Here is a 25513-nt window from a genome sequence, read left to right on the forward strand (position 1 = left end):
CGTCAGATGAACATAATCCGAATCAAAGTAAAAAAGAGCACCTAGGTGCTCTTTTTTCTCATTGCCCTTTGAAGAGGGAACATTTCACGCAAGGCGTTGGGTTTTATTCCCAGTCAATCTCTTCGCCAGCGTGTTTTTCACACTCTTGCTTAACCATGCTGATAAGCTCAACACCCGTTTTAGAGCAGATCCATTGTTCGTCTTGCCACTGGAAGTGGAAACCGCCTGATTTAGACGCCAACCAGATCTCTTTCATCGGCTCTTGGCGGTTGATTATGATTTGGCTGCGGTCGTCAAACTCTAACGTCATCACGTTACCAGTCGTTTCATAATCGATATCGGCACCCGAATCATCAATGGCTTGTTCGATGATTTGCATCTGGCTATCGACCAGTTGATGAAATTCAGTCTCGTTCATCCTATCTGTCCTATTGCTTTTCCTGATTGTGGTGCGATTATAGGGGGCATTGAATCAATAATCACGATATGCAAAATGAAAAAGTCCATTACAGCACTATTTCTTTTGTCTGCACTTGCATTAGCAGGGTGTGGGCAAACAGGGCCACTCTATATGCCAGACGACGCTCAAAACAGTGAGCAGAGCGAATAACGCTCTAATAAATAACGAATGAAAAAATAAGGGAAAGAATTTTGGATTACTTCAATTATCAGGATGATGGCCAGCTTTGGGCGGAAAACGTCGCTTTAACGCAACTTGCAGAGCAGTTTGGCACTCCTTTATACGTGTATTCTCGCGCAACATTAGAACGTCACTGGCATGCGTTTGATAAATCTGTGGCAGATCATCCGCACCTTGTTTGTTATGCGGTAAAAGCAAACTCAAACATCGGCGTATTAAATACATTAGCTCGTTTGGGTTCTGGCTTTGATATCGTTTCGGGCGGTGAGCTTGAACGTGTTATCGCTGCTGGTGGTGATCCGGCTAAAGTCGTGTTCTCGGGTGTGGGTAAAACCGAAGCTGAGATGAAACGCGCTTTGGAGCTGAAGATTAAATGCTTCAACGTAGAGTCAGAGCCAGAGCTAGAGCGCTTGAACAAAGTGGCGGGTGAGCTTGGTGTGAAAGCGCCGATTTCACTGCGTATTAACCCTGATGTGGATGCCAAAACTCACCCTTACATTTCGACAGGTTTACGCGATAACAAATTTGGTATCGCTTTTGACCGCGCACCACACGCTTACCGTCTGGCTCAAAGCTTAGAGAATCTAGCGGTATGCGGTATTGACTGTCACATCGGTTCTCAGCTTACTGCGATTGAACCTTTCATTGATGCAACGGATCGCCTGCTAGCGTTGATCGATGAATTAACCGCTTCTGGCATTAAGATTAAGCACCTTGATGTGGGTGGTGGCTTAGGTGTTATCTATCGCGATGAACTACCTCCGCAGCCTTCTGACTATGCGAAAGCACTGCTTGCTCGTTTGCAGAACCATCAAGACCTTGAGCTGATCTTTGAGCCAGGACGTGCGATTGCGGCTAACGCGGGTGTGTTGTTAACCAAAGTCGAATTCTTGAAACACACTGAGCACAAGAACTTCGCCATTATTGATGCCGCAATGAACGATTTGATTCGTCCTGCGCTTTACCAAGCTTGGCAAGACATCATTCCGTTGGTTCCTCGTGAAGGTGAGCCTACGACTTATGACTTGGTTGGTCCTGTCTGTGAAACTGGCGACTTCCTAGGTAAAGACCGTTCTTTGGTATTGGAAGCGGGTGATTTTCTGGCAGTGCGTTCTGCGGGTGCTTATGGTTTTACTATGTCATCAAACTACAACACTCGTGCCCGAGCGGCGGAAGTGATGGTTGATGGCGATAAGGTTCACCTTGTGCGTAAGCGTGAAGAATTAAGTAGCCTATGGGCTCTAGAAAATATTTTGCCGGAGTAAAGTGACCTATTATGCACTTCCACTTTTCTAAAATGCATGGTTTGGGTAATGACTTCATGGTTGTGGATTGCATTACTCAGAACACCTATTTTTCTCCAGACTTGATCCGCCGTTTGGCGGATCGTCATACTGGTGTGGGGTTTGACCAACTGTTAGTGGTTGAAGCTCCTTATGATCCGGAAACGGATTTTCACTACCGCATTTTTAATGCTGATGGCAGTGAAGTAGAACAGTGTGGGAACGGTGCCCGTTGCTTCGCTCGCTTTGTGCGCATGAAAGGTTTAACCAATAAGTACAGCATTAGCGTCAGCACCAAAAAGGGCAAGATGATCCTCAATGTTGGTGAAGGCGACGATATCACTGTAAATATGGGTGTACCTGAGTTCGAACCAAGCAAAATTCCTTTCCGCGCCAAGCAGATGGAAAAAACTTACATCATGCGCGTTGAAGACCAAACACTGTTTTGTGGTGCGGTCAGCATGGGTAACCCACATGTGGTTACCGTTGTTGATGATATTGACACAGCGGCGGTGGAAACATTGGGTCCATTACTGGAGTCTCATGAGCGTTTCCCTGAGCGAGTCAATGCCGGTTTCATGCAAGTGGTTAGCCGTGATGAAGTGAAACTTCGTGTTTATGAGCGTGGCGCAGGCGAAACTCAAGCGTGCGGAAGTGGCGCGTGTGCGGCAGTCGCTGTGGGTATTCTGCAAGGTTTGCTGGATGATGAAGTCGTTGTTCATCTACCTGGCGGCCGTTTGGAAATCGAGTGGAAAGGCCTAGGCTATCCGTTATACATGACAGGTCCTGCGACTCACGTCTATGACGGACAGGTTTCCTGCTAATCTCATTATCCCTTGTAGCTGCCTTAACGAAGCTACTGAGTAAAGGGATGCATTGTTGTTAAGGAATACATCGTTTTGTCACAACTGGAAGCAGATGCTCTGACAGCAGAAGTGGTTGCTGAGTATCTAAAAGACAACCCAGACTTTTTTAAGCACCGCCCAGAGTTGGTGGACCGCTTATCTTTACCGAGCCAGCAGTCTGGCTCGGTTTCTTTAGTTCACGTTCAAATGGCTCGTCAGCGTCAGCGAATTGAAGATTTAGAAGAAGAAATTACTTCTTTGATGTCTTTAGCAGCGAGCAATGACCGTACTTTTCATGAATTCATGGATCTGCAAGAGCAGATATTAAAATGTGAGTGCGTTGCCGATGTCTGTGCCATGATTGAAGAGAAGGCGCGCACATTGAAGCTGATTGGTTATGTGCGTTTGCTGAACAATCAAGATACCAAGTACAGCTTATCTAAAGAGCAGTGGAGCCGTTTTTCGACCAATCATTTTAATGGCAAAAGCGCTTATCTTGGCCGATTGAGAAAGGCTGACCGCCACTTACTTTTTGGCGAGCAGCTGTTTGGTGAGCAGGTCTTTAGCGGAAAACGGGTGGGTGAAGAACGATATGCGCCGGAAATGGGCTCTTACGTAATTCTGCCGTTAGTTAAACGTAATCCGCTAGGGATATTGGCGTTTGCCAGTGAAGACGGCGGTCATTTTCAACCGTCTATGGATACCCTGTTCTTGCGCCATCTCGCTTTGGTCGTTTCTCATTTAATCGAAACCTTACCTTGGCAGCAGGAGTCCCATGAGCGAATCAACACCTCTGTTGTCAACTAACTTTGCTGAGCCTCTAGAGCGCTTTTACGAGTACTTACGCAGTGAGAAAGGGCTAAGTCTTTATACCCAGCGAAACTATAAGCAGCAATTAGAGAGCATGGGTTTGTATCTCATGTCTGTAGGCGTCGACGGTTGGATAAATGTCGATGCCGGTTGGGTTCGCCAGCTTGCCAGTAAAGGTATGCGTTCGGGAATGAAAGAGAGCAGCATTGCCACTCGTCTTTCTTCACTGCGTAGCTTCTTTGATTTTCTGATATTACGTGGCGAAATGAATGCAAATCCAGCTAAAGGGGTGTCTGCGCCAAGGAAAAAACGTCCTTTGCCAAAGAACCTAGATGTCGATGAAATGGCGCAATTGCTTGAGGTGAACGACGATGACCCTCTGTCGATTCGTGATCGCGCCATTATGGAGCTGATGTATGGTTCTGGCTTGCGTTTGGCTGAGCTGGTTTCGATTAATGTCAAAGACGTTAACTTCAGCGCTGGCGAAATTCGTGTTGTTGGTAAAGGCAATAAAGAACGCGTCGCCCCTTTTTCTGGAATGGCGAAAGAGTGGTTGAATAACTGGTTGAAAATTCGTGGACAACTAGCAAACGCAGATGAAGACGGGTTGTTTGTCTCTAAGCTGGGTAGCCGAATCTCTCACAGAAGTGTGCAAAAGCGTATGGCAGAGTGGGGACAAAAACAAGCCGTGCCTAGTCATATTAGCCCTCATAAGCTGCGTCACTCGTTTGCCACGCACGTGCTTGAATCAAGCAATAATCTTAGAGCTGTGCAAGAGTTGCTGGGGCATGAAAATATCTCAACGACCCAAATCTACACTCACTTGGATTTTCAACACTTAGCTCACGTTTACGATCAAGCCCATCCAAGGGCTCATAAGCGCAAGCAAAACAAAGATAAGGAGTGAGTGATGCAAATTTATCGCAGTCTTTCACCCATTCAGGCAATGACATTTGATTTGGATGACACTCTCTATGACAACCGTCCAGTCATTCATCATGTTGAAGAGCAAGTGGCTCTTTGGTTGTTTCAGCATCACCCAGTGACAGCGAGCAAACCATTAGCATGGTGGAAAGCATTAAAAGCCAAATTAGCTAAGGATGATCCTTGGCTGCCGCATGATGTGAGCTTGTGGCGTTTTGAGCAAATTCGTCAAGGTTTGATGCTGTTGGGTTATTCGGAAACTGATGCGCGTATCGCGGCTACCGATGCGATGTTGGAAGTGCATCGGTTGCGAAACTTAGTGGATGTGCCAGATGATACACACAGAGTCCTTGCCGAACTTGCTGCCAGAATTCCGTTGGTGGCGATTACTAATGGCAACGTTGACCCAGAGAAAATCGGCTTAGCCCAGTATTTCCAACTGATACTAAGAGCCGGCCCTGACGGACATGCAAAACCGTATCCGGATATGTTTTTACGTGCGCAGGAATTTTTAGACTTGCCAGCACAATCCATCTTACATGTCGGCGATCATCCAGTAAAAGATGTGATGGGGGCTAAGAAGCACGGTTTTCAAGCGTGTTGGTATAATGATCGAGGTCTCACATTACTTGCAACACGTAAGGCTAAAATCCTTCCAGATCTCGAAATTAGTCAAATAGAGCAATTATCACAACTCATAAGGTGACATATCTATGCGCTCATGCGGTATAATTATTAACATTAATAACAAAAGATTCATAACGCATTGATATGAACCTTCCACCTTTAGTCGGGCAAACCAACGTTCATGTTCACGTCATCGCTACTAATCACTGCTGAGCAATCTTTAAAGAGTGTTATTGATGAAAATGCTGTTAGCAATGATGGCATAACACTTATTCAGTTATTTTCAAATCAGCCAGCGAGTGAAGTTGTTGAAATTGCTAACCAGCTTATGAGTGTATATCCAAACGCTCATATTATTGGTTTGAGCTCATCATATGTGATTCACCAAGGTTCGATTCATCAAAATGCCACTTTGCTTGTTTTTACTCAGTTTCAGAATGTGGCACTGAGTTCGACCGTAGTGAACTATACCGAGCAGTTGCTTGTGGACTGCAGTAAGCTTGCGCAAAGACTCAAGCTAAAGGCTGATACCAAAGCGATCATTTGTTTCACTGACCGAATGGAGTTCACTCAACGAGAGAGAATTACCCAGTTCAGCCAGTTTTCAACCGTGCCTATTTTTGGTGGTGCGTCTTGCCCAACAGAAAATGGACGTTGGGTGCTGCTCGGTAATAAGTGTTATGAAAACTCGTTGGTTGCTGTTGCACTTCACGGTGAATCTCTGCATATCACGGGTGATAGTTATACCGAATGGAACCCAATTGGACGGCCGTTTAGGGTAACTCAATCCTCAAAGCGGAACTTGCAGTGTTTAGATGGTGAACCCGTCCATACGATTTATGACCGTTATTTGGGAGATTCTAAATCTGTTCCAGCCGAGTTGCTGCAACATTTTCCACTGATTAAAGGTGACAGTAAACAGCAAGATGTTTACGTGCCGTTAAGCCTGACTGAAGATGGCATACTACTTAATCGTGAATTGCAAATCGGCGATGAAGTCCGATTTTGCTTCGACCATCCTTCATTGACTCTTGGTCAGGTTCAGCTTGGAGCTGAACGTTTACAGAAGTTTCAGCCAGACCAAATTTTTGTCTATAACTGTTTGTCTCGCCTACAATTTATGGAAGAAAACACAGAGTTGCTTCCACTGCAACGAATAGCTAATTCTTACGGGACTTATTGTGCGGGTGAACTGATTCGTACTGGTGAACATCAGCAAGTACTGCATCACAGCATGACTTATCTGGCGTTACGGGAAGGAGAATCTGAGAGTATCGAAGACAACTCTTCAGAAGGAGCCCAAGACCACAATGTTATTGCTCCGTTATTTTGCTTAATACGTAATGCTCTGGCTGATGTCGACAGAATGAATCAGAACCTTGAGCAGAAGATTCAAATTCAGGCTTCAATGCTTACCGCTAGTTATCGTGTCGATAGGCGAACTGGTTTACCTAATCGAGAAGCGCTACGTGAACGTTTGACATTAATGGGCAAGGACGATCATTTAATCGCATTAAAATTAACCAACTTCAGCCGTATTAATGAAAAATATGGTTACCTAGTGGGTGATCAACTGCTACAAGATCTGAGCGACCATTTTCAGCAATACATGAATCAAATGTTGACGGGTCGCAGTACATTATACGCTATTGGTGTCGGTGAGTGGGCGAGTGTGTTTCGCAGTGATTATGGTAGCGAATATATCCACCAGCAATTTTCGTTGTTTGTTGAGCAGCTAGAAAATTTCAACTTTGAACCTTATGGCTTGCCCGAGGTGGATTACCTATCTGTCTCTCTCTCTGCTGGCTTTGTAAGTCGAAGAGATTTCCCTGATGCAAGCAAAGATGACTTATTACTGCGTGCTATTGAAGCGCGCCGCTTTGCGCAAAATCAGAACCGACATTTTTATTGTGCCAGTGATTTACGTTCTCGTGATCAGGTTAGGCAGGAGCAATTAAGCTGGCTTTCCTGTGTAAGTCGAGCTGTGCTTGGCAATAATGTGCAGGTTTTCGCTCAGCCGATTGTGAAAGCGAATACCCATGAACTCTCTTCTTACGAATGTCTGGTTCGTATCGAAGATGACGGTGAAATCATACTACCGGGGCGCTTCCTTCCTATTGTGGAAGGGACACATCTATACTCGCGCTTAAGTCGTCAGATGATATCTCATACTTTTGAGCTCATGCATTCTCGCAGCGAGTCATTTTCTATCAACTTGTCACCACAAGATTTTATGAGTGATAAAACGCTTCGCCATTTAGAAGACGCAATTCAGAAACTGGCTGACCCAACCCGTGTCGGGTTGGAAGTGTTAGAAACAGAGCAAATCAAAGATTACGGGCATATGATTGAAGTGTGTAATCATTTCCGTTCTCTGGGAGCTTCTATCATTGTCGATGACTTTGGATGCGGCTATTCCAATATTGATGAGATTGTGAAGTTAGAGCCTCAGATTATTAAGCTCGACGGTAGCCTAATTCGCAATATCGATAAAGACGTCAAGCAACGCAAAATTGCCCAGCAGCTTGTCAGGCTATGTCAGGTACTGGATGCAAAAACGGTTGCCGAATTCGTCCACAATGAAGAGATTTGCCGCATCAGTGAGGATATGGGCATTGATTACCTGCAAGGCTTCTATCTAGGTCAGCCAAGCCGTCTAACCTAGTTTTCTTGCCTTATAAGCAGACATTACTTACAAGCAGATATTAATAAACATGTCCGCTTTTATCCGCCTGATAAACCTTACTGAAATGGGCTAGGAAATTGTTGAGTTTTTCTGCATCACTAAGGTTTCCGCTTAATGCAAGAATCTCGCTGGCAACCTCTAGTGTGCATAGGTGTCCGTCGCTTTGATTACGCCTCAACTGATAGTTTGATAACTGACTTGGTGTAAGGTGAACTCTTGGAACATCATCCAGCCATGGGCTTTTGCGTTCCATTTTCTTCGCTTCCTGCCAGGTTCCGTCAAGAACAATAAAATGCGCATTCTTACCGTGTTGTTTGGCGGTTTCTAACGCCACATCTAAAGGAATGCTCTCTTCACTGGGGTACACCAGAAAAGAGAGATATTCACTGTTGTTGATTCTTGCAACAAGCAATGCGTTTTTTTCCACTCGGCTCCATTTGAACTCTCGGCATAAAGGCAGAGCTTCAAGCAACCATTTCCCTGTGTTGGTTTTCCGCAGATACTCATTTTCATGCATCAGAAGCGACAACGGCATGTCGCTGTCCAACATCGGGATGTTTTGGCAAACGCACTGCAAACGCAATCCGCATTTGGGGCACGCACAGTTTGAATCTTGAGACACTGAATCTAACGACATACTTTGAATTACTCGGTTGTGTCTTTGGCAGAAAACAGAACTAAGCCGCCGTTCGCAATTGGATAGACGATGTTGCCCACACGTTCTTTCTCGGCAATAAGCTGTTTATCTTGCTTGGTAAAAATTCGCTCAGATACCAAGTATTGCTGCTGATGGTGAGTCATCACCACTTGTACTTGTGTTTGATTCAGTTGTTGCCAATAGCCTTTTTCAACGATAGCGGGATCGCCATTGCTATAAGTGTATTCAGTGGTTGCTGTGTGGTCGTTGCTCAGCGTGAGGGTGACACTAAAGTCGGTGTTTTGCGTCGAGCTGGCGAAGTACTCTCCTGTCCACGATTGTGTCGGATCACTGTTGCCTAAGGTCGCACAGCCTTTGTAGCTGCGATCGGCTAATGTGAGGTTTGAAGACCAACCGTACAAACTGTCGCTCATGCCATCAGAACAGGTTTGACGTACAAGAGTAAGTTCACCTCCCTTAAACTGGTAATGACGTGTGGCTGGTAAAATCTCACTGCCTTTTAACGTGGTGATCTGTGGTTCTTCACCCATCGGTTGGAAAGTTAATTTGTCTTTACCCAGCTTAATGTTCCAGTTTGGTTCAGTACCGAACGCGGTAGTTGGAGAACTTGGTCGTTGGCAGCGCTTAGGGTTTTCTGCACTGATGATATTGATGTTCTCTACCACAAATTTCGCACTGTAGTCGCCTTTGTAGCTGGTTTTGCTCGGTGGTGTTAAATGACCAATCAGTTCACCGTACATCGCCTGATAAGGTGAATGAGAAAGCTTCATGGTTTGCTGCACTAAAGAGGCCGGCATATCGATCAGGAATTGCTGGTTGCTGCCACAAGGTGTGAACGTTCGTGTGTCACTGCCAACCACAACTTCTCCGCGCACGATGAAAGTCTGAGGCTTGATGCTGGAAGGCTGATCTAAACTGGCTTTTACGTTATCTGGCATAGACTCCGGCGCAGATGATGTTGAACAAGCTTGTAAAAGACAAGCCGTTAGAATGGCAATAGGGGCAATCAGCACCTTCATGGAGCTTTTCCTCATGGCAAAAACGAACGGATTTCATTATGGCATATCGATTGTTGAAAGCCGAACCACGGGTAAAAAAACAGGCAGCGTGTGCTGCCTGATTAAAGAGTAGGGGGACTCTTTAAAAAACGGTTTGTACTCTTTCAGGATGGCCTGTCAGTTAAAACAGGTTCTCGTGAAGGTAATGCGCGACAGCATCATCCGCATGGCTACCAATTACTTCGATTTCTGGCAGAGCTTTGATGACTTTCTCATGAGCGGTACCCATCACCAGACCTTTTCCAGCCATTGATAGCATCTCTACATCGTTCATGCCGTCGCCAAATGCGATGCAGTTATCCAGCGTCAGATTGAGAGATTCAGCCACCGCTTTAAGCGCATCACCTTTAGACACGCCAGCGCCCATCACTTCCAAGCAATAAGGAGTAGAGAAGGCTACGTTCACTTGACCTGCGAATTTTTCGTTAATCAGCTTTTCATAAACAACCAGCATTTCATGGTCATGATCTTCATTGGTGAAGAAGACTTTTGCGATACCGTCATTAGGAGCGTTATTGATATCAAACAGCTGATAATGGAAGCCAGATTCGTTGTGATAAGCGTGTAAAGCTTCATCTTCACGGCTCATTAACCAAGAATCGTTGCGGTAGATATGAGTAATAATTCGCTTATCTTCTTTGACTAAATCAATGATCGCTTGTACTAAATTCTGAGGTACGTTTTTACTGTACATCTCTGTATCGTTTTGGTCGTGAACGCGAGCACCGTTAGAGGTAATCATATAAGCTGGGATACCTGCGATTTCGCGAATACCCGCGACATCAACATGGTGACGTCCTGTTGCAAAAATAAAAGTGAAGCCTTTTGCATGCAGCTCTTTTAGCGTTTTCTTCGAGAAAGCACTGAGCTTGTGATCCGGCGCCAATAGGGTGCCATCCAGATCAGAAGCCACGATTTTGATTGGGTTTTCGTTACTTACTACGCTCATGTCGCTCTCTTAACTACGTTAGATATGATATTAATTGCCGTTCATTGGGCTTAAGTGTATGCCAAAAAAAGTCGAAAAAAGAGGGAAAACCTTTTTATCCGTCATTTCCCTATTTGTTCTCAGACAAGATTGCTGCTTACAGCCAACTTAATTAGCGGTTTTTTCTGCGTTGGTGAAATGCTTCAGTACCGCGTCCAATGCCTCATTACGGAATTCATCTTTCTCAAAAAGAATTTCGTGTTTTGCATCAAGAATCATCAACAGTTCGCTGTTCGGGTTGGTCTTGGCCAATCGGGCGATAAACTTTATCTGTGCGGCATTACTGACGATGGTATCTTTGCCACCTTGCAGCACTAATGTCGGAATGGTGATCTGTCTTGTGAGCTGTATGCACTGCTTAGTTGCCATTAAGCTTTGCCATACCCAGCGAGTGCTTGGCCCTCCCAGTTTCAGTTCAGGCTTCTGCTCATATAATTCACGGAACCAGCGATAGCGGACTTCACACTGAGTCAGAGGGTTATCCTCAAAAGGTTTTGGATAGTAGTCTGTATAACCGGGTGCATAGGTTGGCTTGCTGGCCGTTGCGGTTAACACCTGAGTCAGGGTGATGGCTATTGGACGAATCTGCCATGGAACGTTAATACCGAACATCGGAGCACTAAAAGCGACGGCATCAAAAGGATGCTGCGGATGTGTTTGTAGATATCGTGCGCTCACTGCGCCGCCCATCGAGTGAGCAAGCAAAAAACGCTGTTGATAATGGTTGAGGTTAAAGTGCTCAACCAGTTGGTTCATATCTGTAAGATAATGCTCAAATTCATCCACATATCCCATTTGCTTGTTGTCAATTAAACGAGCAGATAAGCCTTGGCCGCGATGGTCAAAAGAATAAATGTCATAGCCTTGCTGGAAGAGGTCGAAAAACAGTTCTTGGTATTTCCAGCAAGATTCAATTCTGCCATTTACAACTACAATCGCTTTGGTGTGCTCTTGGGAAGTGAGTTTGCACCAGTAAAGTGGCTTTTTATCAAATGATTGCAGAAACCCTTCTTGTCGCTGTTCCCACAATGCTTTGATTTCATTTTCGATGCGTTGGGTAAAATTTGACTCTTGCGTATAAGAGTGACAGGTTGTATTTTCTTGGCTCATAATTTACGTGCTAGAAAGCCCGTTATCGCTAAAATTGAATGTTAAGAATAAGGGAGTTAGGCGGAAATGCAATTGATCTGCCTACTTGCTTTTAGACCGATTGGTGTTATTTTTATTGTCCTTGTGGAGAGTAAAGTTTAAGCAGTTGAAATGAGTTGCTGACTGATCGCATAGAGTTGAATTGATTGAGCAGTTTACTTCTATAGTTATGAGTATTATTGCAATACTGAGCACTCAATAGCGCTTAACTTAACTGTATTCGTTGAAGGTAATATGTACACCACTTATGTAGCACGACAGCCGATATTGAATTCGAAACGACATACTCTAGGGTATGAGTTGTTGTTTCGTGACGGCGAGCAAAATAGTTTCCCTCAGCATGTGGATGCTGATCGTGCTACTTATCGTCTGATTGTTGAAAACTTCCTTTCAATTGGGACCAATCCTGCCATTGATAACTCTCGTTGCTTTATCAACTTCCCCTATAACAGCCTGATACGTAGGTTACCACTGACTCTTCCTAAGCAAAAAATAGTGATTGAAGTGCTGGAAACCTGCCGTCCAACAGATGAACTTCTGGAAGCGATTATTGAATTGCATAACGAAGGTTATTTGCTCGCACTGGATGACTTTGTCTATTCACCCGAGTGGGAACGATTTCTGCCCTATGTGCACATTATAAAGCTCGATATCATGGCGATGGGGATTGATGCTGCTTGCTCGATGGTGAAAAAGCAGCTCGCCCGAGGTAGCAGAAAACGCTATCTAGCGGAAAGAGTAGAGACGGAAGAGGAATTCCGCGCAGCCAGAGACGCGGGCTTTCGGTTATACCAAGGCTATTTTTTCAGTAAGCCGGAAATCACTAAACAACGTTATGTAAGCCCCAAACATATTGTGGCTATGCAGCTTTTCCAAGAAGTGTGTAAACCGCATGTTGACTTCGTCCGTGTGGAACAGCTGGTGGCTAAAGATGTCGCGCTTTCTTATAAGCTACTCTGTTTTGTCAACAGCATAACGGAACGCATTGAGGTACCCATTTCTTCGTTTCGTCAGGCCTTGGTTTATCTTGGGCAGGACAGATTGAAAATCTTCGTATCGCTGGCGGTTGCTTCTTATATTTCCAATCATAAGCCCAAAGAGCTGTATAACTTGTCGTTGCAGCGAGCGCAGTTCTGTCAACTCACCGCCACCCGCCGCAAGTATAACGAACACAAAGATCAAGCTTTTCTAATCGGCTTATTTTCGGTGCTGGATGCGATGTTAGATATCTCTCTTGACGTTATTGTTGAACAATTGCCACTGACCGAGTCCGTTAAAGAAGCGTTGAATAAGCGATTAGGACCATTTGGAGAGTTGCTAAATCTCGAAGAATGCTTTGAAAAAGCAGACTGGCAAGGTGTGCAGAACTACTGCGAGTTACTCGGTCTTCCATACGAAGATGTGGCACGAGACCTCAACGAAGCACAGCGCTGGAGCCAAGAGACAAGCAATTTAATATAAGCCACGTCGTTTAATGTTTCTCTCTTTTGAGTGCTTACTCTACTTCTAATTGGTTTCACGATTAGATGAATTTTTGATGACAGTAACAGCACGCGCATTGACGCGTGCTTTTTTATATCTAATATATTCACATATCCGTATATATGAGAGATGGCTATGTTACCTCATCAGTTTTTTAAACTTCTTGCAGATGAAACTCGAATGAGATGTTTACTGCTAATCGCAAGAGAACAAAGGTTGTGCGTGTGTGAATTAACGCATGCGCTTGATGAAAGCCAGCCTAAAATTTCTCGTCATCTTGCCCAACTGCGTCAGTCGGGTGTCTTGATTGACGAACGTCAAGGGCAGTGGGTGTACTACAAGGTTTCTGATCAGTTACCAGGGTGGCTGAACAAGATTATCGATGGTCTGAAGCATTCAAACTGTCTACAGCAGCAATACAGTGTCGATACGCAGCGTTTGAGAGATATGACGGACAGACCGTCTTGCTGCTAACGAATTGTTCCATACGCGCTTCTTATTAAAAGAACCGCTTGCTGCAAAAGCTTTTCAATTTCAAATATTAGGGAAACGAAGAATGACAATTAAAGTGGGTATTAACGGCTTTGGTCGTATTGGTCGATTAGCGATGCGTGCTGCGTACGATTGGCCTGAGTTGGAGTTTGTGCAAATTAACGATGTGGCTGGTGATGCCGCCACACTGGCGCATCTGTTGGAATTCGATTCTATTCAAGGTCGCTGGCACCATGAAGTTGCCGCTGAAGGCAATGAAATCGTCATCGCTGGCAAGCGTATCAAAACGACTCAGGAGCGGGATATCGCTGCGATTGACTGGTCTGGTTGTGATGTAGTGATTGAATCAACAGGTGTTCACCGTAAGACTTCATTCCTCAACAAGTATCTTGAGCAGGGTGTAAAACGTGTCGTTGTCTCGGCACCTGTGAAAGAAGACGGTATCGCGAATATTGTTGTGGGTGTCAATGACCACATTTTTGACCCAGCACAGCATCGTATTGTGACTGCGGCTTCTTGTACCACAAACTGTATTGCACCAGTGGTAAAAGTGATTCATGAGAAATTAGGTATCGAGCAATCTTCTTTCACCACCATTCACGATTTAACCAATACTCAAACCATCCTTGATGCGCCACATAAAGATCTACGTCGTGCACGCGCATGTGGCATGAGTTTGATTCCAACCACAACAGGCAGTGCAACCGCTATCGTGGAAATTTTCCCTGAACTGGCTGGCAAAATTAACGGTCATGCAGTACGTGTTCCACTAGCTAACGCTTCGCTGACGGACATCATTTTCGACGTGAAACGTGATACCACGGCGGAAGAAGTGAATGCTCTGCTAAAAGAAGCCTCTGAAGGTGAGTTAAAAGGCATTCTAGGCTTTGAAGAGAAGCCGTTAGTGTCTATCGACTATCGTGGTGACCAGCGTTCAACCATCGTTGATGCTCTATCAACGATGGTTATCGGGACGCGCATGGTGAAAATCTATGCTTGGTATGACAATGAAATGGGCTACGCAACCCGCACAGCTGAGCTCGTTCGTAAAGTAGGGGAGGCACAATAATGGTTAATTCATCAAACGTTCACCCTACTTGGGAACTCACTGTTGACTCATCAGCATTAGTATTGATGCCTTGTCCGGGCACCAAAGATCTGGGTTTAACGGAAAGTATTCAGCAGCTAAAAGAAAGCGGTGTGAAGGCGATTGTCACTGCTATTACCCGTGAAGAGATGAATGAAAAGCACGTTGAAGAGCTGGGCGCAATCGCGCAAGCCAACGGTATCTCTTGGATTCACCTGCCGATTGAAGACGACGCTGTGCCAGATGAGAGATTTGCTGAGCATTGGCCAACCGTAAGTCCACAGCTTCGTAATCTGCTCAAAAAAGGCGATAAGGTTGCGCTGCATTGTATGGGTGGTTCTGGCCGAACAGGATTATTAGCGGCGCATTTGTTGCTGGATATGAACTGGGAACTGGAAACCATTATTTCTCAAGTTCAAGCACTACGTCCGGGTGCGTTCACCAAGCCCGAGCAACGTGAATATATTGAAAACGTAGCGGCAGTGATCAGCTAATTAAGCTTTGGGATCATTATGATCCCAAAGCTCTCTTTGGATCAGTATTATGTTGAAAGTGATTTCAAATTTGGATTCATCGATCCGCCAATACATGTTAGTGACGTTCAACTACTGGAACTTTACTCTCACGGATGGCGCATTGAGGATGCTGGTGGTGTTGTATTTCCATCAGTTGGGCTATGGAACTTTAGCCATAGCTTCTTTGTTCTTGTTTTATGAGTTCTTTGGCGTTGTGACCAATCTGATTGGTGGCTGGTTAGGTGCTAGGCTCGGTCTGAACAGAACGATGAATATTGGCCTAGCGATGCAAATCATTGCGCTGGTTATGCTGGCTGTTCCTCCTGCTTGGTTGACGATTCCATGGGTAATGGCTGCTCAGGCGATGTCTGGTATCGCAAAAGACCTCAACAAAATGAGCGCGAAAAGTGCGATTAAGACTCTGGTGCCTGATGAGCAACAGGGGGCTCTGTATCGTTGGATTGCAGTATTAACCGGGTCAAAAAATGCGTTAAAAGGGCTAGGCTTTTTCCTTGGCGGCTTGTTGTTAACAGCGGTTGGCTTTAAAGGAGCTGTATTGCTGATGGCTGCGGTTTTGACACTCGTGTTGATTGGTAGTTTGTCAGGGCTTAAACAGGAGCTGGGTAAAGCGAAGAACAAACCCAAGTTCTCTGAGATTTTTTCTAAGTCTCCGGCGGTGAATATTCTTTCTGCGGCTCGAATGTTTCTTTTTGGTGCCCGTGACGTTTGGTTTGTGGTTGCTCTGCCGGTCTATTTGGGAACGGTGTTCGAGTGGGATCACCTTTGGGTGGGCGGTTTCCTAGCCTTGTGGGTGATTGGTTACGGTATTGTACAAAGCCAAGCACCAAGAATGACAGGAAAGGCGCAGGGGCGAGTCCCTGATGGGCATGCTGCGTTTCGTTGGGCGTTAGGGTTAAGTATCGTAACGGCGGCTGTGGCGTTGGGTATCAGCCAAAACTGGCATCCCCAATGGGTGATCGTGATTGGTTTAATGCTGTTTGGTGCTGTATTTGCGGTGAACTCATCCCTTCACTCTTATTTAATTGTCAGCTACGCGAAAGGTGATGGTGTCTCTCTTGATGTCGGCTTCTACTACATGGCTAATGCGATGGGACGACTGATTGGAACCATATTGTCTGGTTATCTCTTTCAGGTGAGTGGTTTAGCCGCCTGTTTATGGGTGTCATTAGCGTTCTTGGTTCTGACTACCATTATCTCTTTACGACTGCCGAGACTCGCTAATTAGTATTTCAGCATGCTTTCGGTCGACCATCTCACTGCAAAAGCCCTCAATCGAGGGCTTTTATATGTCTGTTTTTTGTTATTCAGAGTGTGATATTCAACAAGAGTGCTATTCAATAAATGTAATGTTGACTAACGTTTACCACTGACTGACGTATTATTTTAATTGTGCTTTATAGTTGTAAATGAAAAATGGTTTCGAGTGCAGATTGACTAGAGAGAATCGTTGAATGACAAAACGAGTAATATTTTTTGATTTAATGCGCTGTGTGGCTGCGGTGGCGGTAATTGCGATTCATGTCCTAGCCCCTTATCGGGAGCTGCAAAACTCAATTCCTTATAGTGAATGGCTGACGGCCGTTACGGTTAATGGCATGACTCGCTGGGCTGTGCCCGTATTTATTTTGATCTCTGGTGCCTTGATGCTGAGTGATACGCGTCCTTTTGATTTTGGCTATTACGTAAAAAGACGTCTCGGTAAGGTACTTATTCCTTTTATTGCTTGGTCTGTCTTCTATGCCTACCTTTCTGGCTGGAGTTCTGCTGGCTTCGATTCTGCGTTAGCTGTGGAAGTGCTGCAAAATAGCCCTCACCATGAGACGTATTACCATCTGGGCTTTTTCTACTATTTCATCCCGCTTTATTTCGTTATTCCTCTACTGCAATGGTTGATGAAACGAACGGATGACACGGCTTGGTATGTCTACCTTGGTATGTGGTTAATCACTACCACGTTATTTTTATTCCATATTGATGGCCCTTGGAGCTACGAGATTTGGCTCTATACAGGCTACTTACCGCTTGGATATCTGCTTTATAAGAAGCTGCCGATTAATCCATTAACGGTGGGTTTAGCGGTTGTTTTCGGTGGTGTTTCTTTCTACTTTACGGTGAGTTCGGTAGTTGAGCTCAGTCTCGCAAATGGTGAGTACAGTGTCGGTCGCTGGTTCTCATACAAAACGCTTAATGTAGTGGTGGCGGCTAGTATGGTTTTCGTGTTGTGCCGTGCTGTTGGAGAATCATTATCAGAAGGTGCGAAGAAAGTAGTAAGCGTAATCAGCCAGCATAGTTTGGGAATTTATCTGCTTCATCCAATTTTCCTTTGGCCAATGAAAGCGTTTGGTTGGTATCAGGGCCATCCTGCATGGGTAATACCATTATGGATAATCATTAGCGGCTCAGGTGCGCTGGCGGTGAGTTGGTTATTGTCACAGTCGTCAAAGACTCGTTGGTTGCTGCCTTAGTGAAGACTACTTAGCTTACTGGATAGCGATGATTCTTCGTTAACGTAGTAGTGAAAAGTGAATGAACTGAGTTCCTCTATAGGTGAGTATGCCTTTGTCACCAGGATTTAGAGCGTGAAAATAGTGCGCCCCCACTTGGAACTCTCGTTTGGGACCTAAACGTCCCTTTTGCACGTAGAGCCAAAATTCTTGGTCATCTTCTCCGATGAAAGGATTTTCTACAGCAATGAACTGCTTATCTAGAATGGTGACTTGCGCTTGTTTCTCTGGTGCGTTTTCACCTTGCATATGGCGTCGGTAGAAGCGAGAAAAAAGTAAGAGCGCCACTACAAGCAGCATGATGAGTGTTGCAAGTAAAGTAATCTGCATAGTGACTCCTAAAGCAAAATGATGGTTTCATTTTACGTATTAGTTTGATTTTTCGTGTTACGTAACGTTATAAAAGGGATATAGCGCGTTGATTGGTCTTATTTTTTCGGCGCACTTCACACTTTGTTGCTTGGCTTTGCCAATACTTAAAGTGAGATACGTATAAATAGAAAAACCCATCAGCGGAAGTCGAAGAATCAGTATATTGATGGCAATTTAAAAGGAGAACTTCGATGTCGGACATAGAACAAGTTGTTCTTCGTACTCGAAAGTTAGAAAGATTGTTGCGCGAGCAGTACCATGCACGAGGCAAAGGACTGCATCAGTTGATCAGCAGTTGTGAAGAGCGGTTACCCCATGATGTCATCGCGAAACTGCGTTTTATAGCGACAATTCGCAACAAGGTGGTGCATGAGGATCGCTATAAGCTTGAGGACCGCAGAGCGTTTTTATCTGTGTGTAAAGAGTGTGAAAAAGAACTCACACCTCGCAGCAATCGCTTTGTATGGGGAATTGTAATTTCATTAGTCATGTTCATGACTGTTACGGCTCTTGTTTTCTACTACATACACTGGGAAGAATTGAGCAAACACATTCAGTAGCAGCAAAACGTTTAAACAATTTGAAAATAAAAAAGGACGCAATAGCGTCCTTTTTTATTTTGATAACATTGGGTTAGTACATCATTGGCAGTGTCATCAAGCCAACGATAACTGCGATCATTACCAAACCTTGTTTTTGAGATGAAGAAATCATAACACTGCTCCTTTTCTGCCTATTCACCTGTGGGATTAGATTAACACTGTTTTAATGACTTGATCAACTAATTCTTTATAAATGGCTCAAAATAGTAACTTTAACTGGTTCTATCTGCCCATTTTTGGTGATGTTTATGTGTGTTTTTGGTGCGTTCATTTAATCGCCCTTGTGGCTTTATATTGTTCAATTTTACTTTAATGTCATGAAAAATAAGTATTTAAATGTGTTTTAATAGTGTTCTATTTCAATTTTTTGATTGTGGTGTAGGTTTGGCTTGCTTTGGTGTCATTAACTTTAATTTATTGTTGTTTGTCCTTAATATTTTTTCATTGTTGATATTAGTTCTCATTAATGATCTTGCCCACAAGAGATTTCGTTCATTACTGGCTGCTAATTTTGATTTTTGTCATTAGATTGTTTGTGTTTTGTTTTTTGATGGTCATTTGTTGGTAAGTTTTTGTAATTTATGCTTTTATTATTTTTGTTTTTTTTATTTTTTGCAAAAAGCAAACGTTTGGCTTTTGATTTTGTTGTTATTGGTGTTGTATGGGTGTGACTAGCCTTTGTTATTGGTTTAACTTTAGTGTTTAATGCATTTTAAGTGATATGTTGAGACGTTTTTATTAGGTAGCTGAGGAATAGTGAAGACAATGAATCATAATCAAGATCCAATTTTTGTCTTTCATTTCTGGACATCCGATCTAACCTCTCTACACTGGCGGCAGATTGTTAATGAGGTATAGGCATGTTGGGCTGGATTGCGGCTGTAATATCTGGATTTATCAGCATATCTGCGTTTGAGAGCAATAAAACGAAGCTGGCTGTGGTGTTCAATTCACTGTGTCTAGGTCTGCTATCGTTGATGCTGTTGTTGTCGATAATAGGTAATCAGCAAAATGGTTGGTCGGTAGCATCCTTATGGGTTCTTGCCGGTTTGGCCGTTTCTGTGATTGCAGATGTTTATCGAATTCAGCATAAGCAGGCTAAAGCTTGTTTTAGCGCTTTTCTCGTTGTACAGCTCTTTTATAGCAAAGCGTTTTGGATACAGCTGACCGGGCCGATGATCTGGTGGTTACCCGCTCTGCTTATCGCAGCAAGCATAGTTGCGTTTTTCCTTTTGCTACCTCAAATCGATACTCTTATTTTTCCTGTAACCATCATGGGAATGACTTTGCTACAGATGACATGGGCATCAGGCGAGGTTTGGATCAACACCCCAACACATGCTGCTTTGTTCGGTTTTATTGGTAGCTTAAGCTTTATTGTTTCGGCAATTATTCTTGCTATCCATGATTATCGACAGCCTCTACGTTATGGCAAAGCCTTAATCGGTGGGAGTTATCTACTCGCTCAAGCGCTAATCGTTGCCTCCGTTGTCATTTAAGGCTGTTTTAAATCAACGTCACGATCGAATAACAACGATAAGCTAAGACTCCTTTTGTTCCAATTCTCGATAGGGAGTCAAAGTGGAAAAACACATTCATGCTCATAAAATTTTGAATCAGTTGAAGGTGCAGCCTATGACTGAAGAGCAACTGCGTCTGTTTATTGCTGCTGAATTTGGTCCCCAAGTGCTTTTCCGTACCTGCAAACTTTCCGGTATGGATACCGATACTGTGCTTGAGTTCTTTCAAGCCAAGCAGAAAGTAATCATTAAAGATGGTGTATGGCACTTAAATCTGGCAGAGATTTGTCAGCATTAATTTGTGCCTATAGTGCTGGTCGTGTCTATTAGTTGTGCTTGATTTTTTCGTGCTTCAGGCTGCGATTGTTCTTAATCGTAAAATCTGAAGTACGTTGATATACTGCGCCATTATGCTTATTGACACTGAGACACTATGGACATCTTATCTGCCGCAACATTGTTATTTCTCATCATGGATCCATTGGGCAATTTGCCTATTTTCTTATCGATCCTGAAACACATTGATGCCAAACGCAGACGTGTTGTTCTGATTCGGGAAATGTTGTTCGCTCTCGCGATTTTGATGCTGTTCTTGTTCGCTGGTCAGTCAATTATGGACTTCCTGCACGTTCAGCCTGAAACGTTGAGTATTTCTGGCGGCATTATTCTTTTCATCATCGCGATTAAGATGATTTTCCCTAGTGCAGGCAGTATTACGGGGTTAGCTGCAGGCGAAGAACCTTTTATTGTGCCTTTAGCTATTCCTTTAATTGCAGGGCCAACCGTGATCGCGACTCTGCTGTTACTCTCTAGTCAAAACCCGACGCAGTTGTTAGAGCTGTCAGCAGCAGTGATGATTGCCTGGACGGGAACCTCCGTCATTCTGATGTTTAATGGATTTTTCCATAAAATTCTGGGAGAGCGTGGTTTGAAAGCGGTTGAGAGGTTGATGGGTTTGTTGCTGGTGATGATTTCTACGCAGATGTTCCTCGACGGTATCAAAAGCTACGTTGGCTTCCAAAATTGATCTAACTTAATAGTCAAAAAAATCAGAAAGATAATCGGTGATGAAAAGTACGGTCTATCGGCTTCTTTAGCTATTCCAGGTTTAGCTATGGGCTGTATTTTCAGTTTCAGGTTTTCTTTTCTGTTTGATGTATTGGCGTGGGCTTAAGGCGAATTTCTTCTTAAAGCATTTGGAAAAATAGTTGCTATCGCTAAAACCGGATTGCTCAGCTACTTGTTGAATAGGCATAGGATTATCATTAGTCAGTAAGGCATGTGCGTACTTTAGCTGCATCTCTCTTAAATACAGATTCGGTGAAGTGTTGAGAAACTGCTTGAACAGCCTTTCGAGTTGTCGCTGGCTAATAAATGCGGCTTGGGCAATATCGCGACTATGTATATTGCTGTCGGTAAATTTTTGTTCAATAAATATCAGCGCTCTGCCTAAAGCCATTGTGGTTTGTGGCAGTTCTTGCTTCTGTTGTTGGTACATTCGCGCTAAGGTAACCGCCAGTTGCTGCATTAAACTGGTCAACATCGTTTCAAAACCGTTCTCAGCTTGGTCATATTCTTGCCCTATGGTCTGAATCAAGTGTTCAACGATAGAAAACTGTTCGCCGTTTAAGGTGAGCTGTGAGCGGTACTTACTGGTTTGACGCGCAATCGGCTCAACTTTGAACATCGCTTGATAACCAGAGAGCCTTCTTAATGACGGTGTCTCAAAAAATGGGGCATCGGCTTCAAACATCAAGTTAATGATTCTTAGCTTATCGACATCCTGAAAAGCGTGTTCAATATCCCCGTTTATTACGAATATATCTCCGGGATTGAGTGGGTAAATGTGCGACGAAACTAAGTGGTTGCCTTTGCCACTGATCACTAAAAACAGTTCAGAGTAATCATGACGGTGTAAGCCAAAATCATGGTAGTGATGGCAATCCAGATAAGCAAACTTCAGGTGTGGGTAACGCTGATGACGTTTTAAGTGATAAGTGGTCTCCATGTCGTTATTTTCCTTTTATTGGTCGCGTTTTTGGTAGAAGTTGCCTGTTGCCTATCATAGACTTAAGCGCCAAAAAATATCAAACCCATACTTGCATATCCCGTTCGGGCAAAAATATAGAATTAACCACTCTTTTATCTAGCCAGTGATGACACCCTGTCAGCCCACTCTGGGACAGCGTTACTATCCCTTTTAAGGTCAAAATAATGCCCAAAAATGAAAAATTTCATCAACGTATGTCTATTGTTGCTTTAACGTGGCCAATATTGGTGGAAATTTTGCTAAGGACTGCACTCGGTACCAGTGATGTATTTATGCTTTCTGGTTATTCAGATAAAGCGGTTTCAGCCGTTGGGGTTATCACTCAGCTAACATTTTTCCTTATCATTGTTTCTACATTTGTCAGCAGTGGCACCGGTATTCTTATTGCTCAATACAATGGAGCGGAACGAACCCAGGATGCGACTAATGTAGGCATTGCGAGTATTGCGCTCTCCGTGGTCGTAGGTTTGTTGCTCAGCGTCGTTGCAGTTCTGGGTGCGGTGCATTTTATTTCTTTTTATGGTCTCGAACCTCAAGTCGAACTTTATGCCCAAGAATATCTCGTCATCAGTGGGGCAATGACGTTTAACGTGACGATTGGTATTGTTTTTACCACTATTCTGCGCAGTTATGGCTATTCTCGCTCACCTATGGTGGTGAACATGGTTAGTGGCTTGTTGAATGTGGTTGGTAACTATATTGCGCTTTATCAGCCGTTTGGGTTGCCTGTTTATGGGGTTGAAGGCGTGGCGATAGCGACGGTTGTGAGTCAGGTTGTTGGAACGGTAACTCTTGGCTTTATATTGAAATACAGTCCTATTTCATTGCCGATGGGTTCATTAAAGAACGTTCCTGCTGGGGTATACAAAAAAATTCTTAAAATAGGCGGAATGAATGCTGGTGAAGTGTTGTCCTATAACATGGCACAGATTGCAATTGTCTACTTTGTTGTGCAAATGGGAACTGCTTCGCTTGCTGCTTTTACCTATGCTCAAAATATCGCGCGTTTCTCGTTTGCCTTCGCTTTAGCTATAGGTCAAGCAACCCAGATTCAGACGGGTTACTACATAGGTAAAGGCTGGATAGAGAGTATTCTTAAGCGGGTGCAGATCTATTTCTTGGTGAGTTTTGTTGTCTCTATTTCTGCGGCCAGTGCTATTTATTTGCTTCGAGATTCGATATTGCCTCTGTTTACTCATCAACCGGAGATCTTGTATCTCACAGGGACATTAGTGATGGGGTCGATCATTCTTGAAGCAGGACGTGTGTTTAACCTTGTTTTTATCTCTGCTTTGAAAGGGGCGGGGGACGTTCGTTTCCCTGTACAAATAGGCATACTGTGTATGTGGGGTGTTGGCGTGTGTTTCTCTTATCTTTTAGGTATTCATTGGGGCTTTGGGGTCATTGGTGCTTGGATGGCGATAGCTTTAGATGAATGGGTGCGTGGCATCATTATGTTGGTGAGATGGCGTTCATCATCTTGGGTTAGGTTCAAACTTCTGTAACATAAAGCTGTTTTTATATACCGATGAGAGACAATTGCCCGTGAAATTTTTCATGATATTGAAAGTTTTCATGGGCGGTTTGCTTTTTAACCATTATTTGTCCAAAGTTTTCGTGACAAAATTCGCTAAATCTCATGAAATGAAAGCGATTTCATTGTTGGTAAATTAGGAAGTTCATTCTTAACTAATTGAATTCAATTTAATATCCCTATCTAAAACTCTTCACGCTTGTTTCATGTTAATTATTTCGATACACGGGTGTGAAGTCGGCAAATATTTTCAATCCTTTCATTACTTATTATTTTCCTGAATTAGAACAAACCTAAATTTAATAGGGAAATAACATGAAGAACTTTAAAGTTTTACCAATAACTTTTGCTGTGGCATCTATTTTATCCTCTGCCTCTGTGTTCGCGGCAGATACCGATATTTCAGCTTTAGAAAAGCGTATTCAAGAGCTGGAATCTAAGGTTGTTGAAATTGATTATGTAAATGATCAACAACAAGCTGTATTGACGCCAGATACAAAAGTGCCTCAAGGAATTGTCTTCTCTGGCTATGCTCGCTACGGCGCACATTATTCAGATAGCGATAACCGTTATGTCCTCGTTGGTAGCTCAGGTAAGTCTCTGGGTCGTCTTGGCAACGAAGCTAACGGCGGTGAGTTCCAGTTTGGCAAAATATTCCAAGCAGACAACGGCGCTAAGTGGGACCTAGTTTTGATGATTGATGAGTGGTCTCATCGTGACTGGATTCCTGCTGGTGGTTCTGCTGGCGGTGTAAGTTTGAAAAAAATGTACGCAGGTGTAACCAACATATTTGAAAGCCAACCTGAGTTGTATATGTGGGCAGGTCGTGATTTCCACGGTCGTCTACAACAAGGTTTGAACGATTACTTCGTATTCACTCACGATGGTCAGGGTGCGGGTTTCAACAACTTAAATCTTGGTGGCGCTAAGCTAGATATGGGCTTTGTCGGTAAAGTCGACTCTTCTGCTGGCAGCTTAAACAATGATACTGGTGTTTACGCGATTACTTCGAAACTGCACAGCATCAATGCGGGTATCGGTAATCTAGACCTATACGCAAACTACGGTTTCGCTTCAGACCAAGCCGGCGCAGACAAAACCAATGAAGATTCATGGCAAGTCGGTGCAGTATTAGGCCTTGGCAGCTCAAACAAACTGGTTACGAAGTACACTGATGGTGCGGATGATTCTGCATTTGACTTAAAAGGCGATGACTTTAACGTTCTGTATACCAGCTTAGAAGGTAACTACAAAGTATCTGATCAGTTCATTATCGATTATCTCGTTTCATACAAAAATCTATCAGGTAAAGATGTTGTAAATGATGCGGGTGATAATCTTGAGAGAAACGAATACGCTGGTATCGTTCGTCCTCAATACCAATGGGATGAAGTGCATTCAACTTGGCTAGAAGCGGGTTATGCAATGGAAGATCATGACAGTGGTAAAGAAGTGAATGGCTGGAAAGTAACACTATCTCAAAACGTTTCACTTGGTGGCCTACCTTGGAGCCGTCCAATGCTTCGCTTCTACACAACTGTGGGTGATGTTGAAACGACTGAAGCTGGTTCTTCTACTTCAACAAATGTCGATACAGTTGCAGTAGGTGCAATGTTCGAAGCATGGTGGTAATCCACTCATAGTTTACTGTCTATCTATGTTTTAG

General features: G+C 43.8%; 26 protein-coding genes. 19 read left to right on the forward strand and 7 right to left on the reverse strand.

All coding sequences use genetic code 11. The features are described 5' to 3' along the window. Window positions 1-103: 103 nt before the first annotated feature. A complete protein-coding gene (gene cyaY / locus ACRQQK_RS17975; protein ID WP_042487987.1) occupies window positions 104-418 on the reverse strand; it encodes an iron donor protein CyaY in 315 nt (104 codons plus the stop codon). A 75-nt stretch (window positions 419-493) separates the two neighbouring features. Between cyaY and lptM the strand changes: the two genes are divergently transcribed. The 7 genes from lptM to ACRQQK_RS18010 all read left to right on the forward strand — a co-directional run bounded on the left by lptM (window position 494) and on the right by ACRQQK_RS18010 (window position 7794). Next, entirely contained in the window at window positions 494-610 is a 117-nt protein-coding gene (gene lptM / locus ACRQQK_RS17980; RefSeq protein ID WP_457513688.1) for an LPS translocon maturation chaperone LptM, read from the forward strand. Between the two features lie 41 nt (window positions 611-651). After that, entirely contained in the window at window positions 652-1905 is a 1254-nt protein-coding gene (gene lysA, locus ACRQQK_RS17985) for a diaminopimelate decarboxylase (protein WP_457513690.1), read from the forward strand. Window positions 1906-1916: 11 nt separating this feature from the next. After that, window positions 1917-2747, forward strand: a complete 831-nt coding sequence (dapF, locus tag ACRQQK_RS17990; protein ID WP_457513692.1) for a diaminopimelate epimerase — start codon at window positions 1917-1919, stop codon at window positions 2745-2747. A 75-nt stretch (window positions 2748-2822) separates the two neighbouring features. Then, window positions 2823-3575 carry a DUF484 family protein gene (locus ACRQQK_RS17995; protein WP_457513694.1) on the forward strand — a complete coding sequence of 251 codons (753 nt, stop codon included), beginning with the start codon at window positions 2823-2825 and terminating at the stop codon, window positions 3573-3575. Further along, window positions 3544-4485, forward strand: coding sequence for a tyrosine recombinase XerC (xerC, locus tag ACRQQK_RS18000; protein ID WP_457513696.1), 942 nt, complete (start codon window positions 3544-3546; stop codon window positions 4483-4485). The genes ACRQQK_RS17995 and xerC overlap by 32 nt, the downstream gene beginning before the upstream one ends. A 3-nt stretch (window positions 4486-4488) precedes the next feature. After that, the gene (gene yigB, locus ACRQQK_RS18005; protein WP_457513698.1) at window positions 4489-5208 is read left to right on the forward strand and encodes a 5-amino-6-(5-phospho-D-ribitylamino)uracil phosphatase YigB; all 720 of its coding nucleotides are present in this window, start codon (window positions 4489-4491) and stop codon (window positions 5206-5208) included. 102 nt (window positions 5209-5310) lie between these two features. Then, entirely contained in the window at window positions 5311-7794 is a 2484-nt protein-coding gene (locus tag ACRQQK_RS18010; RefSeq protein WP_457513700.1) for a bifunctional diguanylate cyclase/phosphodiesterase, read from the forward strand. Between the two features lie 40 nt (window positions 7795-7834). Here the strand turns inward: ACRQQK_RS18010 and ACRQQK_RS18015 are convergent, their stop codons facing one another. From ACRQQK_RS18015 to ACRQQK_RS18030, 4 genes are all read right to left on the reverse strand, one after another. Further along, window positions 7835-8452 carry a tRNA-uridine aminocarboxypropyltransferase gene (locus ACRQQK_RS18015; protein WP_457513702.1) on the reverse strand — a complete coding sequence of 206 codons (618 nt, stop codon included), beginning with the start codon at window positions 8450-8452 and terminating at the stop codon, window positions 7835-7837. 8 nt (window positions 8453-8460) lie between these two features. Beyond that, window positions 8461-9492: a COG3650 family protein gene (locus tag ACRQQK_RS18020; protein WP_457513704.1), complete on the reverse strand. Its 1032-nt coding sequence runs from the start codon at window positions 9490-9492 to the stop codon at window positions 8461-8463. A 160-nt stretch (window positions 9493-9652) separates the two neighbouring features. Beyond that, window positions 9653-10480 (reverse strand): Cof-type HAD-IIB family hydrolase, encoded by an 828-nt coding sequence (locus tag ACRQQK_RS18025; protein ID WP_457513706.1) that lies wholly within the window; start codon window positions 10478-10480, stop codon window positions 9653-9655. 147 nt (window positions 10481-10627) lie between these two features. Next, a complete protein-coding gene (locus ACRQQK_RS18030) occupies window positions 10628-11629 on the reverse strand; it encodes an alpha/beta fold hydrolase (protein WP_457513707.1) in 1002 nt (333 codons plus the stop codon). Between the two features lie 273 nt (window positions 11630-11902). Between ACRQQK_RS18030 and ACRQQK_RS18035 the strand changes: the two genes are divergently transcribed. The 6 genes from ACRQQK_RS18035 to ACRQQK_RS18060 all read left to right on the forward strand — a co-directional run bounded on the left by ACRQQK_RS18035 (window position 11903) and on the right by ACRQQK_RS18060 (window position 17730). Next, complete coding sequence (locus ACRQQK_RS18035; RefSeq protein WP_457513708.1) at window positions 11903-13129, forward strand: EAL and HDOD domain-containing protein; 1227 nt, start codon at window positions 11903-11905, stop codon at window positions 13127-13129. 156 nt (window positions 13130-13285) lie between these two features. After that, the gene (locus ACRQQK_RS18040) at window positions 13286-13624 is read left to right on the forward strand and encodes a metalloregulator ArsR/SmtB family transcription factor (RefSeq protein WP_102941522.1); all 339 of its coding nucleotides are present in this window, start codon (window positions 13286-13288) and stop codon (window positions 13622-13624) included. Window positions 13625-13706: 82 nt separating this feature from the next. Continuing rightward, window positions 13707-14711: an ArsJ-associated glyceraldehyde-3-phosphate dehydrogenase gene (locus ACRQQK_RS18045; RefSeq protein WP_457513711.1), complete on the forward strand. Its 1005-nt coding sequence runs from the start codon at window positions 13707-13709 to the stop codon at window positions 14709-14711. Beyond that, complete coding sequence (locus ACRQQK_RS18050) at window positions 14711-15223, forward strand: cyclin-dependent kinase inhibitor 3 family protein (protein WP_457513713.1); 513 nt, start codon at window positions 14711-14713, stop codon at window positions 15221-15223. The genes ACRQQK_RS18045 and ACRQQK_RS18050 overlap by 1 nt, the downstream gene beginning before the upstream one ends. A 49-nt stretch (window positions 15224-15272) precedes the next feature. After that, a complete protein-coding gene (arsJ, locus tag ACRQQK_RS18055) occupies window positions 15273-16490 on the forward strand; it encodes an organoarsenical effux MFS transporter ArsJ (RefSeq protein WP_457513714.1) in 1218 nt (405 codons plus the stop codon). 226 nt (window positions 16491-16716) lie between these two features. Further along, entirely contained in the window at window positions 16717-17730 is a 1014-nt protein-coding gene (locus tag ACRQQK_RS18060) for an acyltransferase (RefSeq protein WP_457513716.1), read from the forward strand. A 39-nt stretch (window positions 17731-17769) separates the two neighbouring features. Here ACRQQK_RS18060 and ACRQQK_RS18065 read toward each other — a convergent pair whose 3' ends face one another. Next, entirely contained in the window at window positions 17770-18099 is a 330-nt protein-coding gene (locus ACRQQK_RS18065) for a DUF2500 domain-containing protein (protein ID WP_457513717.1), read from the reverse strand. Window positions 18100-18332: 233 nt separating this feature from the next. Between ACRQQK_RS18065 and ACRQQK_RS18070 the strand changes: the two genes are divergently transcribed. The 4 genes from ACRQQK_RS18070 to ACRQQK_RS18085 all read left to right on the forward strand — a co-directional run bounded on the left by ACRQQK_RS18070 (window position 18333) and on the right by ACRQQK_RS18085 (window position 21290). Further along, window positions 18333-18701 (forward strand): DUF4145 domain-containing protein, encoded by a 369-nt coding sequence (locus ACRQQK_RS18070; protein WP_457513718.1) that lies wholly within the window; start codon window positions 18333-18335, stop codon window positions 18699-18701. 896 nt (window positions 18702-19597) lie between these two features. Beyond that, entirely contained in the window at window positions 19598-20242 is a 645-nt protein-coding gene (locus ACRQQK_RS18075) for a lysoplasmalogenase (RefSeq protein ID WP_457513890.1), read from the forward strand. A gap of 82 nt (window positions 20243-20324) precedes the next feature. Then, complete coding sequence (locus ACRQQK_RS18080; RefSeq protein ID WP_457513720.1) at window positions 20325-20561, forward strand: YecH family metal-binding protein; 237 nt, start codon at window positions 20325-20327, stop codon at window positions 20559-20561. Window positions 20562-20696: 135 nt separating this feature from the next. Then, window positions 20697-21290: a YhgN family NAAT transporter gene (locus ACRQQK_RS18085; RefSeq protein WP_457513722.1), complete on the forward strand. Its 594-nt coding sequence runs from the start codon at window positions 20697-20699 to the stop codon at window positions 21288-21290. Window positions 21291-21371: 81 nt separating this feature from the next. On the opposite strand, the gene ACRQQK_RS18090 is transcribed toward ACRQQK_RS18085, so the two are convergent. Next, window positions 21372-22271: a helix-turn-helix domain-containing protein gene (locus tag ACRQQK_RS18090; protein ID WP_457513723.1), complete on the reverse strand. Its 900-nt coding sequence runs from the start codon at window positions 22269-22271 to the stop codon at window positions 21372-21374. Between the two features lie 206 nt (window positions 22272-22477). Here ACRQQK_RS18090 and ACRQQK_RS18095 point away from each other — a divergent pair, with 206 nt between their 5' ends. Further along, entirely contained in the window at window positions 22478-23818 is a 1341-nt protein-coding gene (locus tag ACRQQK_RS18095) for an MATE family efflux transporter (RefSeq protein ID WP_457513725.1), read from the forward strand. 344 nt (window positions 23819-24162) lie between these two features. Then, the gene (locus ACRQQK_RS18100) at window positions 24163-25479 is read left to right on the forward strand and encodes a carbohydrate porin (protein WP_457513727.1); all 1317 of its coding nucleotides are present in this window, start codon (window positions 24163-24165) and stop codon (window positions 25477-25479) included. Window positions 25480-25513: the final 34 nt, after the last annotated feature.

This window comes from Vibrio sp. C8 (assembly GCF_054051265.1).

Excerpts from the sequence above, each read along its gene's own strand:
- cyaY (WP_042487987.1), bottom strand. The coding sequence starts at position 418 with ATGAACGAGACTGAATTTCATCAACTGGTCGATAGCCAGATGCAAATC.
- lptM (WP_457513688.1), top strand. The coding sequence starts at position 494 with ATGAAAAAGTCCATTACAGCACTATTTCTTTTGTCTGCACTTGCATTA.
- dapF (WP_457513692.1), top strand. The coding sequence starts at position 1,917 with ATGCACTTCCACTTTTCTAAAATGCATGGTTTGGGTAATGACTTCATG.
- xerC (WP_457513696.1), top strand. The coding sequence starts at position 3,544 with ATGAGCGAATCAACACCTCTGTTGTCAACTAACTTTGCTGAGCCTCTA.
- yigB (WP_457513698.1), top strand. The coding sequence starts at position 4,489 with ATGCAAATTTATCGCAGTCTTTCACCCATTCAGGCAATGACATTTGAT.
- ACRQQK_RS18010 (WP_457513700.1), top strand. The coding sequence starts at position 5,311 with ATGTTCACGTCATCGCTACTAATCACTGCTGAGCAATCTTTAAAGAGT.
- ACRQQK_RS18015 (WP_457513702.1), bottom strand. The coding sequence starts at position 8,452 with ATGTCGTTAGATTCAGTGTCTCAAGATTCAAACTGTGCGTGCCCCAAA.
- ACRQQK_RS18020 (WP_457513704.1), bottom strand. The coding sequence starts at position 9,492 with ATGAAGGTGCTGATTGCCCCTATTGCCATTCTAACGGCTTGTCTTTTA.
- ACRQQK_RS18025 (WP_457513706.1), bottom strand. The coding sequence starts at position 10,480 with ATGAGCGTAGTAAGTAACGAAAACCCAATCAAAATCGTGGCTTCTGAT.
- ACRQQK_RS18030 (WP_457513707.1), bottom strand. The coding sequence starts at position 11,629 with ATGAGCCAAGAAAATACAACCTGTCACTCTTATACGCAAGAGTCAAAT.
- ACRQQK_RS18035 (WP_457513708.1), top strand. The coding sequence starts at position 11,903 with ATGTACACCACTTATGTAGCACGACAGCCGATATTGAATTCGAAACGA.
- ACRQQK_RS18040 (WP_102941522.1), top strand. The coding sequence starts at position 13,286 with ATGTTACCTCATCAGTTTTTTAAACTTCTTGCAGATGAAACTCGAATG.
- ACRQQK_RS18045 (WP_457513711.1), top strand. The coding sequence starts at position 13,707 with ATGACAATTAAAGTGGGTATTAACGGCTTTGGTCGTATTGGTCGATTA.
- ACRQQK_RS18050 (WP_457513713.1), top strand. The coding sequence starts at position 14,711 with ATGGTTAATTCATCAAACGTTCACCCTACTTGGGAACTCACTGTTGAC.
- arsJ (WP_457513714.1), top strand. The coding sequence starts at position 15,273 with ATGTTGAAAGTGATTTCAAATTTGGATTCATCGATCCGCCAATACATG.
- ACRQQK_RS18060 (WP_457513716.1), top strand. The coding sequence starts at position 16,717 with ATGACAAAACGAGTAATATTTTTTGATTTAATGCGCTGTGTGGCTGCG.
- ACRQQK_RS18065 (WP_457513717.1), bottom strand. The coding sequence starts at position 18,099 with ATGCAGATTACTTTACTTGCAACACTCATCATGCTGCTTGTAGTGGCG.
- ACRQQK_RS18070 (WP_457513718.1), top strand. The coding sequence starts at position 18,333 with ATGTCGGACATAGAACAAGTTGTTCTTCGTACTCGAAAGTTAGAAAGA.
- ACRQQK_RS18085 (WP_457513722.1), top strand. The coding sequence starts at position 20,697 with ATGGACATCTTATCTGCCGCAACATTGTTATTTCTCATCATGGATCCA.
- ACRQQK_RS18090 (WP_457513723.1), bottom strand. The coding sequence starts at position 22,271 with ATGGAGACCACTTATCACTTAAAACGTCATCAGCGTTACCCACACCTG.
- ACRQQK_RS18095 (WP_457513725.1), top strand. The coding sequence starts at position 22,478 with ATGCCCAAAAATGAAAAATTTCATCAACGTATGTCTATTGTTGCTTTA.
- ACRQQK_RS18100 (WP_457513727.1), top strand. The coding sequence starts at position 24,163 with ATGAAGAACTTTAAAGTTTTACCAATAACTTTTGCTGTGGCATCTATT.